The 17,080-nt window shown below is 65.8% G+C and carries 19 protein-coding genes; 12 read left to right on the top strand and 7 right to left on the bottom strand.

All coding sequences use genetic code 11. The annotated features are described in order from the left end of the window. Nucleotides 1–453 (bottom strand): bifunctional 2-polyprenyl-6-hydroxyphenol methylase/3-demethylubiquinol 3-O-methyltransferase UbiG (gene ubiG, locus RMO81_RS09665; protein WP_310475636.1); only part of this gene is annotated, 453 nt, incomplete at its 3' end. 116 nt (nucleotides 454–569) lie between these two features. On the opposite strand from ubiG, the gene RMO81_RS09670 reads away from it, so the two are divergent. From RMO81_RS09670 to ptsP, 3 genes are read left to right on the top strand one after another with little or no spacing between them, the layout of a single operon-like run. Further along, nucleotides 570–1,811, top strand: coding sequence for an aspartate kinase (locus RMO81_RS09670; protein ID WP_310475637.1), 1,242 nt, complete (start codon nucleotides 570–572; stop codon nucleotides 1,809–1,811). Next, nucleotides 1,808–2,836 (top strand): nitronate monooxygenase, encoded by a 1,029-nt coding sequence (locus RMO81_RS09675; protein WP_310475639.1) that lies wholly within the window; start codon nucleotides 1,808–1,810, stop codon nucleotides 2,834–2,836. The genes RMO81_RS09670 and RMO81_RS09675 overlap by 4 nt, the downstream gene beginning before the upstream one ends. Beyond that, on the top strand, nucleotides 2,836–5,097 hold the full coding sequence (ptsP, locus tag RMO81_RS09680) for a phosphoenolpyruvate--protein phosphotransferase (protein WP_310475640.1): 2,262 nt from the start codon (nucleotides 2,836–2,838) through the stop codon (nucleotides 5,095–5,097). The genes RMO81_RS09675 and ptsP overlap by 1 nt, the downstream gene beginning before the upstream one ends. Here ptsP and RMO81_RS09685 read toward each other — a convergent pair. Then, nucleotides 5,094–5,372, bottom strand: coding sequence for a YciI family protein (locus tag RMO81_RS09685; protein ID WP_310475641.1), 279 nt, complete (start codon nucleotides 5,370–5,372; stop codon nucleotides 5,094–5,096). The genes ptsP and RMO81_RS09685 overlap by 4 nt on opposite strands. A 311-nt stretch (nucleotides 5,373–5,683) precedes the next feature. On the opposite strand from RMO81_RS09685, the gene rpmB reads away from it, so the two are divergent. The 3 genes from rpmB (at nucleotide 5,684) to RMO81_RS09700 (ending at nucleotide 7,139) form a co-directional block, all read left to right on the top strand. Beyond that, a complete protein-coding gene (gene rpmB / locus RMO81_RS09690) occupies nucleotides 5,684–5,974 on the top strand; it encodes a 50S ribosomal protein L28 (protein ID WP_310475642.1) in 291 nt (96 codons plus the stop codon). A gap of 104 nt (nucleotides 5,975–6,078) precedes the next feature. After that, the gene (locus RMO81_RS09695; RefSeq protein ID WP_310475643.1) at nucleotides 6,079–6,687 is read left to right on the top strand and encodes a GNAT family N-acetyltransferase; all 609 of its coding nucleotides are present in this window, start codon (nucleotides 6,079–6,081) and stop codon (nucleotides 6,685–6,687) included. Further along, entirely contained in the window at nucleotides 6,684–7,139 is a 456-nt protein-coding gene (locus RMO81_RS09700; RefSeq protein WP_310475644.1) for a Rid family hydrolase, read from the top strand. The genes RMO81_RS09695 and RMO81_RS09700 overlap by 4 nt, the downstream gene beginning before the upstream one ends. Here the strand turns inward: RMO81_RS09700 and RMO81_RS09705 are convergent. After that, a complete protein-coding gene (locus RMO81_RS09705) occupies nucleotides 7,108–8,109 on the bottom strand; it encodes an esterase-like activity of phytase family protein (protein ID WP_310475646.1) in 1,002 nt (333 codons plus the stop codon). The two genes, RMO81_RS09700 and RMO81_RS09705, sit on opposite strands and share 32 nt — an antisense overlap. 60 nt (nucleotides 8,110–8,169) lie before the next feature. Here RMO81_RS09705 and recQ point away from each other — a divergent pair, with 60 nt between their 5' ends. Further along, nucleotides 8,170–9,957: a DNA helicase RecQ gene (gene recQ, locus RMO81_RS09710; protein WP_310475648.1), complete on the top strand. Its 1,788-nt coding sequence runs from the start codon at nucleotides 8,170–8,172 to the stop codon at nucleotides 9,955–9,957. Here recQ and RMO81_RS09715 read toward each other — a convergent pair. Beyond that, nucleotides 9,943–10,644: a glycine zipper 2TM domain-containing protein gene (locus RMO81_RS09715; protein WP_310475650.1), complete on the bottom strand. Its 702-nt coding sequence runs from the start codon at nucleotides 10,642–10,644 to the stop codon at nucleotides 9,943–9,945. The two genes, recQ and RMO81_RS09715, sit on opposite strands and share 15 nt — an antisense overlap. Before the next feature lie 131 nt (nucleotides 10,645–10,775). Here RMO81_RS09715 and RMO81_RS09720 point away from each other — a divergent pair, with 131 nt between their 5' ends. Beyond that, entirely contained in the window at nucleotides 10,776–11,075 is a 300-nt protein-coding gene (locus RMO81_RS09720) for a hypothetical protein (protein ID WP_310475651.1), read from the top strand. Nucleotides 11,076–11,079: 4 nt separating this feature from the next. Here the strand turns inward: RMO81_RS09720 and RMO81_RS09725 are convergent, their stop codons facing one another. The 3 genes from RMO81_RS09725 to RMO81_RS09735 all read right to left on the bottom strand — a co-directional run bounded on the left by RMO81_RS09725 (nucleotide 11,080) and on the right by RMO81_RS09735 (nucleotide 13,828). Further along, nucleotides 11,080–11,751, bottom strand: coding sequence for a DUF1109 domain-containing protein (locus tag RMO81_RS09725; RefSeq protein WP_310475652.1), 672 nt, complete (start codon nucleotides 11,749–11,751; stop codon nucleotides 11,080–11,082). Continuing rightward, the gene (locus RMO81_RS09730) at nucleotides 11,751–12,278 is read right to left on the bottom strand and encodes a sigma-70 family RNA polymerase sigma factor (RefSeq protein WP_310475653.1); all 528 of its coding nucleotides are present in this window, start codon (nucleotides 12,276–12,278) and stop codon (nucleotides 11,751–11,753) included. Before RMO81_RS09730 ends, RMO81_RS09725 begins: the two co-directional genes overlap by 1 nt. Before the next feature lie 74 nt (nucleotides 12,279–12,352). Further along, entirely contained in the window at nucleotides 12,353–13,828 is a 1,476-nt protein-coding gene (locus RMO81_RS09735; protein WP_310475654.1) for an ABC transporter substrate-binding protein, read from the bottom strand. An 82-nt stretch (nucleotides 13,829–13,910) separates the two neighbouring features. Here RMO81_RS09735 and RMO81_RS09740 point away from each other — a divergent pair, with 82 nt between their 5' ends. The 4 genes from RMO81_RS09740 (at nucleotide 13,911) to rsmH (ending at nucleotide 16,972) form a co-directional block, all read left to right on the top strand. Continuing rightward, nucleotides 13,911–14,897 carry a cysteine synthase A gene (locus tag RMO81_RS09740; protein ID WP_310475655.1) on the top strand — a complete coding sequence of 329 codons (987 nt, stop codon included), beginning with the start codon at nucleotides 13,911–13,913 and terminating at the stop codon, nucleotides 14,895–14,897. A gap of 25 nt (nucleotides 14,898–14,922) precedes the next feature. Continuing rightward, on the top strand, nucleotides 14,923–15,180 hold the full coding sequence (locus tag RMO81_RS09745) for a hypothetical protein (RefSeq protein WP_310475656.1): 258 nt from the start codon (nucleotides 14,923–14,925) through the stop codon (nucleotides 15,178–15,180). Between the two features lie 338 nt (nucleotides 15,181–15,518). Further along, on the top strand, nucleotides 15,519–16,010 hold the full coding sequence (locus RMO81_RS09750) for a hypothetical protein (protein ID WP_310475657.1): 492 nt from the start codon (nucleotides 15,519–15,521) through the stop codon (nucleotides 16,008–16,010). Beyond that, on the top strand, nucleotides 16,007–16,972 hold the full coding sequence (gene rsmH, locus RMO81_RS09755) for a 16S rRNA (cytosine(1402)-N(4))-methyltransferase RsmH (RefSeq protein ID WP_310475658.1): 966 nt from the start codon (nucleotides 16,007–16,009) through the stop codon (nucleotides 16,970–16,972). Before RMO81_RS09750 ends, rsmH begins: the two co-directional genes overlap by 4 nt. Nucleotides 16,973–17,080: the final 108 nt, after the last annotated feature.

A 17,080-nucleotide genomic window follows, 5' to 3' on the forward strand; every position in this document is an offset into this window, starting at 1 on the left:
GGCAATCGCGGCGAAGAAGGCATCGCGCCCGGCGACATGCTCGATCACTTCGAGGCAGGTGATGAGGTCAAACTGCGCGCCGGTTGCAGCGAGATCTTCCACCGCGATGCACTGATAATCGATGGCCAGCCCGCCGGCCCCAGCGTGCGCTTTTGCGGCTTCGATATTCTCTGGCGCGGCGTCGATGGCGCTGGTGGCAGCGCCCATGCGCGCCAGTGGCTCGGCCATCAGCCCGGCACCGCAGCCGACATCCAATGCGGCCAGACCGCTCAGCGGCCGCCGGCTTTTCGCATCCAGCCCGAAATGCGCCAGCGCCAGACCACGGATATGGGCGACGCGCACCGGCGTGATGCGGTGGAGCATCGCCGATGTGCCCTTGGGGTTCCACCAATCGGCGGCCAGCTTGCCAAAGAAGGCGGCTTCATCGGGATTGATGCTGGCAGCAGCGGACATTTTCTTTCCCGTCTACGGTGTATGGCTTGCTTGCCATTGCCCCCACCCGTTCCTATCAGGCAAGGGCAATAGTGAAGCACCCCAAAATGGGACAATGGCAAAGGAACCTGCCGGCAATGGCCCGGATCGTGATGAAATTCGGTGGCACCTCGATGGCGGGGACGGAGCGGATTCGCAACGTCGCCGCGCGGGTGAAACGTGAAGTGGATGCCGGCAACGAAGTGGCTGTGGTGGTCTCGGCCATGTCGGGCGAAACGGACCGGTTGATCGGCTATTGCCGCGAAGCCTCGCCGCTGGCTGATCCGGCCGAATATGATGTGGTGGTCGCCGCTGGTGAGCAGATCACTTCGGGCCTGCTGGCCATCACGCTGCAATCGCTGGGCGTGAAGGCGCGCAGCTGGCTGGGCTGGCAGTTGCCGATCAAGACGAGCAGCGCCCACAGCGTCGCGCGCATCGAAGATATCGAGACAGCGGCCATCCTGGCCAGCATGGCGGCTGGCGAAGTGGCGGTGGTGCCCGGGTTTCAGGGGCTGACGGCGGAAGATCGGGTGACGACGCTGGGGCGCGGCGGTTCCGACACGTCGGCCGTGGCGCTGGCCGCTGCGCTGAAGGCGGATCGCTGCGATATCTATACCGACGTGGACGGGGTATACACCACCGATCCGCGCATCGTGCCGCGCGCGCGCAAATTGCTGCGCATCACCTATGAAGAAATGCTGGAACTGGCCAGTGTGGGGGCCAAGGTGTTGCAGACACGGTCGGTCGAACTGGCCATGAAGGAAAAAGTGGTGGTGCAGGTGCTGTCGAGCTTCTCCGACGCGCCCGGCACGCTGGTGGTGGACGAGGATGACGAGATGGAACAGGAACTGATCGCCGGCATCGTGGCCGACAAGGGCGAAGCCAAGGTGACCGTGGTGGGCGTGCCCGACAAACCCGGCGTGGTGGCCGGCATCTTTGGCCCGCTGGCCGATGCCAACATCAATGTCGACATGATCGTGCAGAATATCGCCAAGGACGAAGGCACCACCGATGTCACCTTCACCGTGCCGCGCGCGCAGCTGCCGGCGTCGATGGACGTGCTGGAAAAGGCCAGGGGCGCCATCGGCTTCACCAGCCTGATCGCCGATGATGATGTGGCAAAGATTTCGGTGGTGGGTGTCGGCATGAAGAGCCACGCCGGGGTGGCTGCCACCATGTTCCGCGCGCTGGCCAGCCGCGGCATCAACATCCAGGCCATCACCACGTCTGAAATCAAGGTGAGCGTGCTGATCCCGCAGGATTATGTCGAACTTGCCGTGCGCGTGCTGCACACGGCCTATGGCCTTGATGGCCCGGTTGGAGCGGATAGCGACTCATGAGCCACACCCCCTATCTCGACGCTGCTTCGGCCCGCGGCCGCGAATTCCTCGGCACTCGCCACGCCATCATGGCCGGCGCGATGACGTGGGTTTCGGAACGCCACCTGGTGTCTGCCATCTCCAACGCTGGCGGCTTTGGCGTGCTGGCGTGCGGGGCAATGCCGCCGGCCATCCTTGAAGCCGAGATCATCGCGACCCGCGCGCTGACTCACCTGCCGTTTGGCGTGAACCTGATCACCCTGCACCCGCAGCTGGATGAGCTAATCGATATCTGCGGCCGACAAGGTGTGAGCCACGTCGTGCTCGCCGGCGGCCTGCCATCGGGCGCGGCGATTGCCAAGATCAAGGGTTTTGGTGCCAAGCTCATGTGTTTTGCGCCCACCGCCGCGCTGGCCAAGAAGCTGGTGCGATCGGGCGTTGATGCCATCATCATCGAAGGTTCCGAAGCCGGCGGCCACATTGGCCCGGTCAGCCTCACCGTGCTGGCGCAGGAAATCCTTCCCGTCATCACCGATGTGCCGGTGTTTGTGGCCGGCGGCATCGGGCGCGGCAATGCCATCGCGGCTTATCTGGAAATGGGCGCGTCGGGCGTGCAGCTGGGCACGCGCTTTGCCGCGGCCGCCGAAAGCGTGGCGCATGAAAAGTTCAAGGCCGCCTTTGTGCGTGCCTCGGCCCGCGATGCGCTGTCCAGCGTGCAGATCGATCCGCGCCTGCCGGTGATCCCGGTGCGCGCCCTGAAAAATGCCGGCAGCGAAGCCTTCAACGAACGCCAGCGCGAAGTTGCTGCTGCGGTTGATCGCGGCGAGATGGATCTGGCCGCCGGGCAATTGGCCATCGAACATTATTGGGCCGGCGCCCTGCGCCGCGCCGTGGTGGACGGCGATATCGAAGGCGGCAGCCTGATGGCCGGCCAGTCGGTGGGCATGGTCACCAAGGTGCAGCCAGTCCCCGAGATCATCGACGAACTGACCAGTGACGCCGAAGCGGCCTTGTCGCGCCGGGTGCTGCGGGAGGCTGCTGCCTGATGGTCCCCGCCAGCGTCGCCCGGACCATCTTGCGCCGCCTTCACGATGTGATGGCAGCGAAAACCGGCGCGCAGGCCAAGCTGAACCAGGTGGTGAAGCTGGTGGCGGCGGAACTGGGCAGCGAAGTCGCCTCGATCTATCTGCTGCGCGACGGCGTGCTGGAACTTTATGCCACGCAGGGCCTGGCGCAGTCGGCGGTGCATGTGACGCGGCTTTCCATGGGCCAGGGCCTGGTTGGCCATATCGCCGCCCGCCGCGAGCCATTGGCGCTCGCCGAAGCCAAGGCCCACCCCGATTTCGCCTATCGCCCGGAAACCGGCGAAGATGATTTCCACAGTTTCTGCGGTGTGCCGATCCTGCGCCGCGAAGCCGCCATCGGCGTGCTGGCGGTGCAGCACCGCTTGGCCCGCGATTATGCCGAGGTGGAAATCGAAGCGCTGCAAACCGTGGGCATGGTGCTTTCCGAACTGATCCACGGCGCTGGCCTTGTCGATGATGCGCAGGCCGCCCGCATGCGCGCCGCCAACAGCGGGCCGACGCGATTGAACGGCCTGAAGCTGGTCGATGGTCTGGCGCGCGGTGTCGCCGTTTTCCACCAGCCGCGCGTTGTGGTCGAACACACAGTTGCCGATGATGTCGATGCCGAACGCGCGCGCCTGGTTGATGCCTTTGCCCGCATGCGCACCCAGATCGACGACATGATGGGCCAGGCCGAATTCGTCGCCGGCACCGATCACCACGAGATCCTCGAAACCTACAAGATGTTCGCCTATGACGAAGGCTGGGCGCGGCGCATCAACGAAACCATCGATACCGGCCTTACCGCCGAAGCCGCCGTGGAACGCGTGCAATCGCGCAATCGGCTGCGCATGCGCTCCATCGACGATCCCTATCTGAAGGAGCGGCTGACCGATCTGGACGATCTCGCCAATCGGCTGCTGCGCATCCTGTCGGGCCAGTTGGGCACGGCAGCGCAGGTGGGCATCACCGGCGATGCCATCCTGATTGCCCGCAATCTTGGGCCCGCCGAGCTGCTGGAGTATGACAAGCGCCACCTGAAGGGCGTGGTGCTGGAAGAAGGCAGCCTGACCGCGCACGTCATCATTGTCGCCCGCGCCATGGGTGTGCCGGTACTGGGCCGCGTCGATCAATTGTTTGGCCAAGTGAATGACGGCGATGAACTGATCGTCGATGCCGGCAACAATGCCCTGCTGGTGCGGCCAACGGCGGCCACGATCAAATCCTATCAGGCAATGCGGACGCTGAAAGCGCGGCAGGCCGAACAATGGGCCAAGGTGCGTGACCTGCCGGCGATTTCCAAGGATGGCCGCCAGATTGCGCTTTATATGAATGCCGGCCTGCTTGATGATGCGGCGTCGCTGGCGGTGGCGGGCGCTGATGGCATCGGGCTGTTCCGCACCGAATTCCAGTTCCTGGTTTCCGCCACCCTGCCCCGCCGCGAACGCCAGCAGAGCCTGTATCGCGGCGTGCTGGAAGCGGCAGGCGACAAGCCGGTGGTGTTCCGCACCGTCGATATCGGCGGCGACAAGGCGGTGCCCTATATCGTGCGCGACGAGGACGAGGAAAATCCGGCGATGGGCTGGCGCGCGCTGCGCCTGGCGCTGGGCCGATCAGGCCTGATGAAGGTGCAGGCCCGCGCCCTGCTCGAAGCGGCGGCTGGCCGCACCTTGAACATCATGTTCCCGATGGTGTCCGAACCCTGGGAGTTCGCCGAAGCGCGCAGCCTGGTGGAAGAACAGAAGGAACGGCTGATCGCCACCGGCCACGCCGTGCCGACCGAAATCCTGTATGGCGCGATGATCGAGGTGCCAGCGCTGATCGAGCAGCTGGATCTGCTGCTGCCGATGACCGATTTTGTGTCGATTGGTACCAACGATCTGACGCAGTTCCTGTTTGCCGCCGACCGCGCCAACCCGCGCCTGGCCGATCGTTATGACTGGCTGTCGCCTGCCATCTTGCGCGTTATCCGCCGTGTCGTGTGTGCAGCGGCGCTGCATGATGTGCCCGTCACTGTCTGCGGCGAGATGGGCGGCCGGCCGCTGGAGGCACTGGCGCTGATTGCGCTGGGCGTCGAGCGTCTGTCGATCACACCAGCCGGCATTGGCCCGATCAAGGCGATGATCCGTGCCGCCACGCTGGAGCCGTTGTCAGACGCGATGCAGGTGTGGCTGGCACAGCCGGGCGTGAATATTCGCGAGCAGTTGTTGAACGCGGCCAAGCGGCAGGGGCTTAGATTTTAAGGCAGAACCTTGTGCCAGTTGGTGATCGACCGGCTCTCGAACAGGCCGGCGATCTGGTAGGGATCGGCGTTGGAGAAGCTCAACGCCGCGTCGCGATCCTCGAAGTCCATGATGAGCAGGCTGCCCATCGCGCGGCCATCTGGGCGCAACAATGGCCCGGCAACCAGCACCTGATCCTTGTAAGCATTCACATGCGCCAGATGCGCGCTGCGCGTTTCGGCGCGCAAATCAGCCGATTCCGGCTTGTCGATGCAGTGGATCGCGAACCAGGGCATTGGGGTTCTCTCTATGGCAGAATATATCCTGTAACCGCGCGGCAAGCCGTGGGGAAGTATCGAACTGTGTCGCGATGGTCAGATTTGTCGCCACGCGGCGGAATCAGGCGGTTCGCCAGCCGGGCGATTCGCTGGCGTGGGGTCTGCAGCGCTGGCCAGACCAGCAGCAACCCATTGGAATAGCCCCTGCAGAAGGGTGTTTCATCGCTGAACAGTTGACGCCGCAGCGCCCCTCCGCTATGCGCGCCGGTCTGTTGCTGGTCCGTGTGGGCTGGCATTTGCGAAATTTTTTGACGAACAGGATTCAGACGATGTCGCGCGTTTGCGAATTGACCGCCAAGGGCCGCCAGGTTGGCAACAACGTGTCCCACGCCAACAACAAGACCAAGCGGACGTTTCTGCCCAACCTGCAGAACGTGACGCTGCTGTCTGATGCGCTGGGCAAGGGCGTGCGTCTGCGCGTTTCCATGAACGGCCTGCGTTCGGTCGAGCATGTTGGCGGCCTCGACAACTGGCTGCTGAAGACCAGCGACACGCTGCTGTCGGATCGCTGCGTCAAGCTGAAGAAGGAAATCAGCAAGAAGGTTGCTGTCGCCGCCTGAGGCCACGCAACACTTGTGATGTGAAAAGGCGGCCGGGGTCATCGCCGGCCGCTTTTGTTTGTGCGCCGCTTTTGTTTGCGCGCGGGAAGCCTATCCTGCCAGCCATGCGCACGCCTCTTGTGATTCGCCCTGCCACAGCCGCCGATCGCCCGGCCATGATCGCCGTGCTCGCCGCGGCCTTTGCCGATGATCCGGCGCTGGCGTGGATTTTCCCCGATGCCGCCCATCGCGCAGGCCGACTGGAACGCTTCTTTGGCCTGATTACCAATGCCGATGCCCGGTTGCCGCTGGCGCAATTGGCCTGTGGCCCTGATGGCCGCATCGCCGGCGCGGCGCTGTGGCGGCCGCCGGGTGAATGGGGGCTGCCCACCGCCAGCCTGATCGCCAATCTGCCGCGCTTGATCGGCACATTTGGCAGTGCGTTGCCGCGCACGCTGGGCCTGATGGGCACGATGGATCACCAGCATGATCGCCGACCGCACTGGTATCTGCAGTTCGTTGGCGTGGCACCATCGGCGCAAGGGCAGGGCATCGGCGGCCAGTTGCTGCGCGCCGGGATTGCCCGTGCCGGCGGCCAGCCCTGCTATCTGGAAACCGCGACAGCATCGAATGTCGGCCTGTATCAGGCGCAGGGTTTTGCCGTGCGCAACGAATGGCAGCACAAGGATGCACCCAATTTCTGGTCGATGTGGCACCAAGGAAACGAACCATGAAAAGCCTGATCCTGATCGGCCTGCTGGCCGCTGCCCCCGCCGCCGCCTTGCCCGCCAGCAGCGTGCTGATGTCGGAGAACGCCGAAGAGCGCGCCTTTCAGGAGCGTTATGGCTATGCCGATGCCGTGATCGCCGGCGACACCGTCTATCTGTCGGGGGTCGTGGCCGGCGTCGCGCCCGGTGAAGCCACCATGGTGCCGGCCTATGAGCGCGCCTTTGCCCGGCTGGAGAAGATCCTGATCCGCGCCAGCGTGACCTGGGCCGACGTGGTGGAGATCACCAGCTTCCACACCGACGTGAAGACCCAGCTGGATGCGATGGCCACGGTGAAGAACCGCCACATCAAGGCGCCGTTCCCGGCGTGGACAGCGATCGGCGTGTCGCGGTTGCTGCCCGATACCGGTATCACCGAAATCAAGCTTATTGCGCGGAAGCCACCAACGGCGAAATGATGTCCAGCCGCAGCAGGATCGTCGCCTGCGCTGCGGAAAAATTATCGTCTGAGATCAGGTAGAGCGCAGGCGGTTGGCCGGTACGGCGCGCAATCGCAATGCCTTCCATATTGTCGATCGGCCATTTGCCGCCCCGGCCCCAGCGCGCCAACTGCCGGGCCGGCGCCGCATTGCCACCGGCCAGCACCGGCGCGAGATCGACCATGCTGATGGCGGCAGCCGTTTCCACACCGGTAAATCGGCGGTGTAGCAGCAGCAGATGGGTTTCATCCCACAGCACGGCATCGGTAGGCCGGAAGCCTTCGACCGCATCGATCATGATGGAACGGGTGCGCCCGCCGGGTGCCACCAGCACGCCCTTCAGCGCGCCATCGCCGCTGCGCGCATCCTCGGCGATCCAGATCAGGCTGCCATCGCCCAGCACAGCCAACGATTCGCCGCCGCCGTTGGGCGGCCAGCCCATCGTTTCGGTGCGATACAGCGGATCGCCCACCGGTGTGAGCGGCGGGCCGCGCCCGGCAAAGCGCAGGATGCGGTGCTGCTGTTCCAGGCTGATCAGCGTGTGGCCATCCGGGGTGAAGGCGATCGCTTCGGCATCGCGATCGGCCTTCTCGCTGCCGGGCATCACGATGCTGCCCATCTCAGCGGACTGGGCATCGGCACGCAGCAGCAGCCAATCGCCAGCGTCGGTCACGGCCAGCAACTGGCCATCGGGCAGCATGGTCAGCCCCGAAAGCCCGCCGAAACTCTTGTCGGGGCTGCTCAAGGCCACCGCGCTGGTCAAACGGAATGGGCCGATGGTCTGGCCCGCGCCGGGCAGCAGCGTGCGGGTGATGGTGATGCTGTGCCGGGGCTGGTTGGCGGCAATGGCGGGGGGGCGCAGTTCCGTCCACAGGATCCAGATCGCGGCCAGCACCAGGGCGGCAACCCCAGCATATTGGCTGAATTGGTAAATCGCCACGCGTTTCATCGTTGTACCATAGCGAAAAAGCCATAGCAGGGCGGTTGCGCCTTCGCTATCCACGGCGCCATGAACCCCCACGAAATCCTGCACCGTGTGTTCGGCCACGCCGAATTTCGCGGGCCGCAGGAACAGATCATCAGCGACGTGATTGCCGGCCAGGATGTGCTGGCGATCATGCCAACCGGGGCCGGCAAATCGCTGTGCTATCAGGTGCCGGCGCTGGTGCGGCCCGGCACGGCACTGGTGATCTCGCCGCTGATCGCCCTGATGGAGGATCAGGTGCAGGCGCTGCGCACGCAAGGCGTGCGCGCCGGCACGTTGAACAGCCAATCGGCCGATGGTGGCCAGGTATGGCGCGACTTTGTCGATGGTCAGCTTGATCTGCTGTATGTGTCGCCCGAACGCGCGCTGTCCGATGGTTTTGGCCAGATGGTGCAGCGCACGGAAATCGCCCTGATCGCCATCGACGAAGCCCATTGCGTTTCCCAGTGGGGCCATGATTTCCGCCCCGAATATCGCCGGCTGAAGCCGTTCTGCGATTCCCTGCCCGGCGTGCCGCGCATCGGCCTGACCGCGACTGCCGATCGCGAAACCCGCGCCGATATCGCCCGCCAGTTGGGGATCGGCGATGATCGCATCACGTTATCAGGCTTTGACCGGCCCAATATCCGTTACGAAGCGGTGGGCCGCGATGATCTGCGCCGGCAGTTGCTGGCCTTTCTGGCCGGGCAAGCCGGGCGCGCCGGCATCATCTATGCCCCCACCCGCGCCGCGACGGAGAAGATCTGCGCCTGGCTGGTCGAAGCTGGCTATCGCGCCCGCCCCTATCATGCCGGCCTGGAAGCCCCCGTCCGCAGCCGCCACCAGGCCGATTTCGTGAAAAGCGAAGACATGGTGATGGTCGCCACCATCGCCTTTGGCATGGGCATCAACAAACCCGATGTGCGCTTTGTGGCCCACGCCGGCCTGCCGAAATCGATCGAATCCTATTACCAGGAAACCGGCCGCGCCGGGCGTGATGGCGATCCGGCGGTGGCGCATCTGATCTGGGGCGGCGAGGATGTTGCCCGGCTGCGCGGCTTCATTGCTGCCGGCGATGGCAGCGAGGCGCACAAGGCCAATGAAACCCGGCGCATGAACGCGCTGATCTCGTTCCTGGAAACGCCTGATTGCCGGCGGCAATTGCTGCTGCGCTATTTTGGCGAGGCCGCGCCCGATCCGTGCGGGAATTGCGACAATTGCCTCAACCCACCCAGCCTGCTCGATGCCACCGAAGCCGCCCGCAAGCTGCTTTCGGCCGTGTATCGCACCGGGCAGCGTTTTGGCGCCGGCCATCTGATCGAGGTGTTGAGCGGCAAATCATCGGAAAAGGTGCAGAAGTTCGGCCACGACCGATCCAGCGTGTTCGGTATCGGCAAGGATTGGCCGGCTGACCAGTGGAAGAGCCTGGCCCGCCAGCTGGAAGCCGCCGACGCGCTGGAACGTGATCCGCAGCACGGCGGCCTGGTGCTGGGGCCGGCGGCGCGGCCGATCCTGAAAGGCGAAGTGCCGGTGCGCCTGAAACAGGTGATCCCGCGCCGTTCCGCCAAAGCCGGCAGCACGGCAGCACAGGCCGAAATCGCCCCACAGGATCGCGGCCTGTTCGACGAACTGCGGTCGTTGCGCCGGCAGCTGGCGGCCGATGCCGGCGTGCCGCCCTATATCGTATTTGCCGATGCCACGCTGCGCGCGATGGCGGCCAGCCGCCCGCAATCCATGGCCGACATGGCCCGCATTCCCGGCGTGGGCGCGGTAAAACTGGAAAGCTGGGGGCCGGCCTTTCTGGCTGCCATCACGGAATCAGCAGCGGCCTGAACGTTCGATGGCGCTGCCGGCCAGCGCGCCGACGAGGCCGCCGATGATCACGCCGGTCGAGCGATCCCAGGGATTGGACAGGCCATAGCCGATGCTGGCCCCGGCCACCGAGCCGACCAGGGCACCAGCCCCGCTGGACCGGCAGCGCCGGCCATAATAGCCGCGGTTGTATCCGCCACCCCAGCCGCCACCAATCACCACACCGGGACCCCAGCCACCATTCCAGCCCCGATTCCAGCCGCCCCGCCAGCCGCGATTCCAGCCTCGGTTCCAGCCGCCGCCATAGGCGCCATAGGCAACGGGCACCAGAACGGGCACCACGTTGTTCACCTGCACCACCTGCACGGGCGCTGGGCCCACCTGCTGCCAACTATTCTGCTGCCAACCATTCTGCTCCCAGCCGGACGGCGGCGCATTGCCCTGCTGCCAGCCATTCTGGCGCTGCTGCCAGGCCTGCACGGCGGGCGTTGCAGCCAGCGGCGGCGCTTCGCTCCAACCGGCCGGCAGGCCAGCACCGCGGGCATCATCGGGCGTGGGCGCCAGCCGCGGATCCCGTGCCATCGGCGGCAACGCCGCCGCAGCCACGGCATCGGCCATTTCGGGCACAACCTCTGCCGGTTGCAGGGATTGGGCAGCGACCGGCGTGAACGCCAGAAGCGCCGCGGAGAGGAAAACACGCTTCATCATGAATTCACCTTTGCCCTGCCAGCTTGAACATCGGCTGAACCTCAATGGCCGCTTGTCACTGGGGGCAAGCGCGCTCATGTTGGGTAGTATCATGATGTGACGGTTGTCAGCCGGCAAGAGGAGAAACCAGAATGCGCACCCCCCTTATCATCGCTGTTTCATTGGGCCTGATGGCGCCGGTGTCGACGCCGGTCTTTGCCCAACAGGGCCAGCCGACGCTGTATGAATATGACGGCAAGTCATACAACAGCCTGGCCCAGTGCCAGCGCGCCAAGAAGCGGGCCAAGGCTCGCGGTGCCGTGGCTGGTGCCGTGATCGCAGGCGCTGGCGCGGCGCTGCTGGGCGGCAATGTCGGCGAAACCGCGCTGGTGGCCGGCGCCGGTGCCCTGGCCGGACGCGAGATCGGCCGCCGCACCGCAAAGCGCTGCTGAACGATTACCAGCGGATCAGGCGGGGCACGATCAGGCGCCCCGCCACTATGGCCACGCTCACAGCCACGCCGTACCACAGCCCGGTATAGACCATCGAGTTGAACGGGCAGTGGAGATTATAGGCCAGCGCCCCAAGGCTGCCCGCCGACAGGCCAACCAGCAGGCCGGCGCGTTCCGGTGCCACGGGTGCGCCCCGGCGTAGATGCCACAGCATGGGCAGGGCACACAGGCTGGCGGTCAACAAGCTCATGCGCAGGCATTCCCAGCCGCTGGCAGCGCGGACCATCGCCATGGCATGCTCTGGCTGGTCGAATGCCATCACCGCGCCTGACAGCGGGAACAGCAACGCCATGGCGGCGGCCACCTTCCAGCCCTGGCTCCAGCTCTGACGGTTGCGACCAACCCCGGGGTGCGCCTGGGACACGACAGCAGCGGCGCTGACAATCCCCAGTACCGCCAGCGTGCCGCTGCGCAGCAGGAACATCGGGTGCGGCTGCCCGGCCATCAGATCGGCCCGCAGCCCCAGCCACACCATCATCAATGTGGCGGTTACCAGCAGCAGCGTCGCCACCACCATCATGGTGGGCCGATCATCCAGCGGCTGCACCGGCCGCACATTGACCGCAAGGCGGTCCATCAGCGCCTCCAGCTGCGGATTGGGGGTAAACTCCGTCATCACACTTCCTCGTCCACCATCGCGGCCAGGCGTTTCAAGCCGCGATGCACATTCACTTTCACCATTGATTCCGATTGCCGCAGATGCCCGGCAGCCTCGATCACGCTCAAACCTTCGATCTTCACCGCCCGGATGGCGGCCGCCTGCGCCGGTGGCAACAACGCCAGCAAGCGATCGCAGCCCAGCCGGCCGATCAGCGCCGCCTCTCCCGATTCCACGGCGATATCATCGAACAACGTGTCGTGATTGCGCACGCTGGCCCGGCGCAGGCGATCAACCCAGCGGTAGCGCGCAATCGCCGCCAGCCACGGCAGGAAGGGCCGCGCCGGATCCCAGCTGGCGCGGCGCTGATGCACGGCCAGCAACGTATCCTGCACCAGATCATCCAGATCATGCGGCGCCACCTTGCGCCGGAACCAGCGCATCAACAGCGGCACCGCCAGCCCCAACAGCTGGCGATAAGCAACGGCATCGCCGGCCTGGCTGCTGCGCATCAGCCGGGCCAAGGTGGCTTCGTCACTGGTCATGGCGGGGTTCCGGCATGTTCATGCAGGGATTTTCGCAGCAGGGCTGCAAAAGGTTGCAGGGCAACATCCCGGCCCTAACGGCTGCCACGGGCAATGCGGCCCAACGGGTGCCGACCCAACGGATTGACCTGAAAACCGGAAACATCGTTTGCCACCAACGCCCAGCGCACCGGCCGCAGCAGCGGGATGAAGGCCGGATCGGCCATCAGCGCGGTTTCCGCAGCCACCGCAGCCGCCTGCCGGGCAGTAAGGTCATTGCCGGCCGCAGCTGCCTCATCGAGCAGGCGATCGGCGGTCGCAGAGCAGGGGCGAACTCGGCCACAGCGCCATTGGCCCAGGTGCGTCACCACATCGGCCACACGCGCGGCCTGTTCAACCAGCACCAGATCAGCCGAACTGCTGCGCCGCGCCGTGCCAAAGCCAGCGGCGCGGGCACGCTGCACGGCAAGGCTGATCCCCAATGGCTGCAGACTGGCCGCCAGCGCTTCGGCCAAGGCCTGGAATTCGGGCCCGGCCGGCACCAGCAACGACAGTCGCAGGGGTTGTTCCGGCCCAACGCCAACTTCGCGCAGCAGTGCAGCGGCCAGCGCGCGGCGTTCATCGAAAGAACGCGCCCGGTCATCGGTGGGGGGCGGCAGCCCGTCCCACAGCCGGTTCTGCGGCACCAGCAGGGCAAGGGCCAGCCGATTGGCCATCGGCGCGCCATCGGCGGCCAACAGCAGCGCCCGCCGCAGCCGCACATCGGTCAACAGGCCGCTGCGGGCATTGATGGCCAGGCCAATCACGCCCGGCACGGCTTCCAGTTTCAGCGCCCGCCCCTGCCCGGCAGCCCGCGCCGCGCCCAATCCGCCAAGGCCTTCGCCCAGCACCAGTTGCACTTCGCGCTTGGCAAAGGCCGTCACCGCAGCGGTGGGTTCCACCGCCATGATGCGGATGCTGGCGGCGCGGGCAGCGGGCAGCGGGCCCTCACTGCGGCGCTGCAGGCGCCATGCCCCGCCGTCTTTTTTTTCTGGCTTTTCGACCATGTAGGGCCCTGGAAACAGCCGCCCGCGCTGATCGCGTACCGCCAGCGGCGGTTCGGCCAACCAATCCAGCAGCAGCGGCGTGGCCGGCTGCGGCACCAGTTCCACCACCCGGGCGATCGGCGCGCGGGCCGTTCCGCGCCTTGCCAGCCCGGCGGCGGCGAGGGCGGCTCGGCCCCGGCCGCCACTGTTGCTGCCACTGTCGTTGCCACTGCGGCGCAGGCCCAAAGCCACATCCTGCGCCACCAGTTCCAGCCCCGGCCGGTCGCCAGCGCCCGGCCAGCGCAGCGGCGCCAGCCGCAGGATCAGATCATCGCCATCATCAAGGAAGCGCCAGCTGGTCGCCACGCCCGCCACCAGTTCGCCGCCGCTGCCGCGCCGGATCAACGTGGCCCGGCTGGCTTCCTGCGCCAATTCCTCGGCCAGCGTTCCTTCGCCCACAACCGCCACCTCCAGATCACCACCGGGCCGCTCACCCGAACAGGCGGCCAACAGCAGAGCAATTGCAGGGAGGGACAGGGAGCGCATCGCGGGCTACCTTAGCCGGGCTTTGCCATGGTTCAACAGAGCTTCCTTGCGAGCCGGGCCGGCACGGGCGTAAAAGCACGATATGCAACGCACAGAATCTTGGGCCGCCGACATCATCAGCCTGATCGGCAACACGCCGCTGCTCACCCTCAAGGGCCCCAGCCAGGAAACCGGCTGCACCATTTTGGGCAAGGCGGAATTCCTTAATCCCGGCGGCAGCGTGAAAGATCGCGCCGCGCTGGGCATCATCGAGGATGCAGAAGCCTCCGGCCAATTGCAGCCCGGCGGCATCATCGTGGAAGGCACGGCTGGCAACACCGGCATCGGCCTGGCTGTTGTTGGGGCAGCGCGCGGTTACCGGACGATCATCGTCATGCCCGAAACCCAGAGCCGCGAAAAGATGGACACGCTGCGCGCACTGGGCGCCGAACTGGTGCTGGTGCCGGCGGCGCCCTATGCCAATCCCGGCCATTATGTGCACACCTCGCGGCGCATCGCCGAAGAAACGCCGGGCGCGGTCTGGGCCAACCAGTTCGACAATGTCGCCAACCGATTGGCCCATATCCGCACCACCGCGCCGGAAATCTGGCGGCAGACCGGCGGGCGCGTCGATGGCTTCACCTGCGCGGTGGGCACGGGCGGCACGCTGGCCGGGGTGGCGCTGGGCTTGCGCGCCGAAAACCCCGATGTCACCATCGCGCTGACCGATCCCGAAGGCGCTGCCCTCTACAACTGGTTTGCCAACGGCGAGCTGAAGGCCGAAGGATCAAGCGTATCAGAAGGCATTGGCCAGTCGCGCATCACCGGCAATCTGGATGGACTGCAGGTGGATGCCCAATTCCGCGTGCCCGATGCCGAGGGGCTGGCCTGGGTCCGCCGTCTGAATGCGGAAGAGGGCCTTTGCCTGGGCCTGTCATCCGGCATCAATGTTGCCGGCGCGGTGCGGCTGGCCCGCCACATGGGGCCGGGCCATGTGATCGTCACCATCCTGTGCGACAGCGGGTTGCGTTATCTTTCAACGATTTATAATCCGGATTGGCTGGCAGCCAAAGGGCTTGCCCCGGCCTGACTCCGGGGGGTAGAATCAGCAACTGATGGATCTGCCCCCAACCTCGCCACTGGCGCCACCGCTGGCCCCACCAGAAACGGACCCGCGCCTGCGCCAGGCGGTGCGCACCGGCGACCGTTTGCGCTGGGGCCTCACCGGGCTGGCAGCTGTCTTCCTGGTTGTGCTGGCGGCTGCCGCCGGCCTGCGCCCCACCGGCCGGGAGGACAAACCCGGCACCGGCGAACCGCTGGCGGTGCTGGGTGTCGCCCCCGGCCCGGCCACGCGGCCCAATGACGACCAGTGACTGGCCGAAGATCAGTGAATCGCCGGAACGAATCGCTGGGCCTGTTGGCGACTGATTCCATGCGAATCAGGGGCACAACCCCCCACAGGCTTATCCACAACCCATATAGGGCTTCAAACCACCCTAGAACAGGGCAAGAACAAAACCCCAATTGGCGCGTTTCACCCAAGGATATCCCCATTTAACGGGCCTTTTGCCCATCAGATTCCATTGGCTCCCATCAAATCCCATGATACATCCGTTTTCCACAGCGGGTGTGTCCGCCGTGCCGCCATTCATCGACCCAGCAGTTCCCGGGCGAAACAGGCTGCAACGGCGCCCCGCAGCAGGGGTTTGGGGTGTCGGGAACGTCTTATCTTGGCTATGGACTGAACGCGGTTGACGTGAAGAGCCGGCTGTCGGTGCCGGCGACCTTCCGCGACGTGCTCACTGCAAAGTCCGGCGGCAAGCAGGTGCTGGTGGGGCCTGGCCACGCCGGCCGCCGCTGCCTGATGGCGTTTGACCAGACCTATGCCGATCGGCTGCTGGCCGGTATTGACGGGCGCCACGGCGATGCCGTCACCCCCGAAGCCTATGCCGAACGCGCCTATCTGTTCGGCAGCGCCCAGCCGCACAGCATCGATGATGCCGGCCGCATCGTGCTGTCGCCGGTGCTGCGCAAGATCAGCGGCATCACGAGCCATGTCTGGTTCGTCGGCAGCTTCAACTATTTCGAATTGTGGGATCCGTGGGCGTTCAAGGCGTTGCCCGACCTGCCGGAACTGCAACGCCTGCAGGTTGAAGGCGAACTGGAAGCGCGCGGCCTGCCGATCGCGGGGCCGGCGGCATGACCGGCGAAGCGCCCCACACCCCGGTTTTGCTGGACGAAGTGCTGGCTGCGCTGGCGCTGGCGCCCGGCGATCTCTATGTTGATGCCACGCTGGGTGCTGGCGGCTATCTGCGCGCCGCCCGGGAAGGCGGCATTGGCCATGCTTATGGCTTTGATCGTGATCCCGATGCCCATGCCCTGAACGCCGATCTTGCCGGCGCCGATGATGTCACGCTCATCCGCCGGGCATTTTCCGAAATGGTCGAAGGCCTAGCCGATCATGGCGTGACCGCTGTGGACGCCATTGCCTTTGATATCGGCGTGTCGTCGATGCAGATCGACACGGCAGAACGCGGCTTTTCCTTCCAGGCCGATGGCCCGCTCGACATGCGGATGAGCCAGGAAGGCATGAGCGCCGCCGATTTCGTCAACACGGCAGCCGAAGAAGAAATTGCCGACGTGCTCTTCCACCTGGGTGACGAGCGCGGCTCGCGCCGGATTGCGCGTGCCATTGTCGCCGACCGGCCGTTTGCCCGCACCAGCGAACTGGCCGGGATGATCCGCCGCGTGCTCGGTCGGGGTGAACCGGGCAAGGATCCGGCCACCCGCAGTTTTCAGGCGCTGCGCATCCATGTGAACGACGAACTGGGGCAGCTTGATGCCGGCCTGATCGCCGCCGAGCGCCTGCTCAAACCCGGTGGTCGGCTGGCGGTGGTTTCCTTCCATTCCGCCGAAGACCGGCGGGTGAAGAATTTCCTGCGTGACCGTTCGGGCAGTGCGCCCGCTGCGTCGCGCCACGCGCCCTTGGCCGCGCCAGCCCAGGCTGCCAGCTTTGAAAAGCCGATGAAGGCCGTGCGCCCTTCGGCGGCCGAAATCGCCCGCAACCCACGTGCCCGCAGCGCCACCTTGCGCAGCGCCGTGCGCACCGCCGCCCCCGCCTGGGGAGCCGATATCGAAGCCGGAATCGAGAGGGGTCGCACATGAGGCAGCATCTTTCCGCCCTGTTGTGGATTGCGGGCACCACGATTGTGGTCGCCGGCGCCCAGGTCATCACCACCCGCGCCGCCGCCGAACGCCGGGCTGTCACCAAGC

The organism is Sandarakinorhabdus sp. (assembly GCF_031422795.1).
Classification (GTDB): Bacteria; Pseudomonadota; Alphaproteobacteria; order Sphingomonadales; family Sphingomonadaceae; genus Sandarakinorhabdus.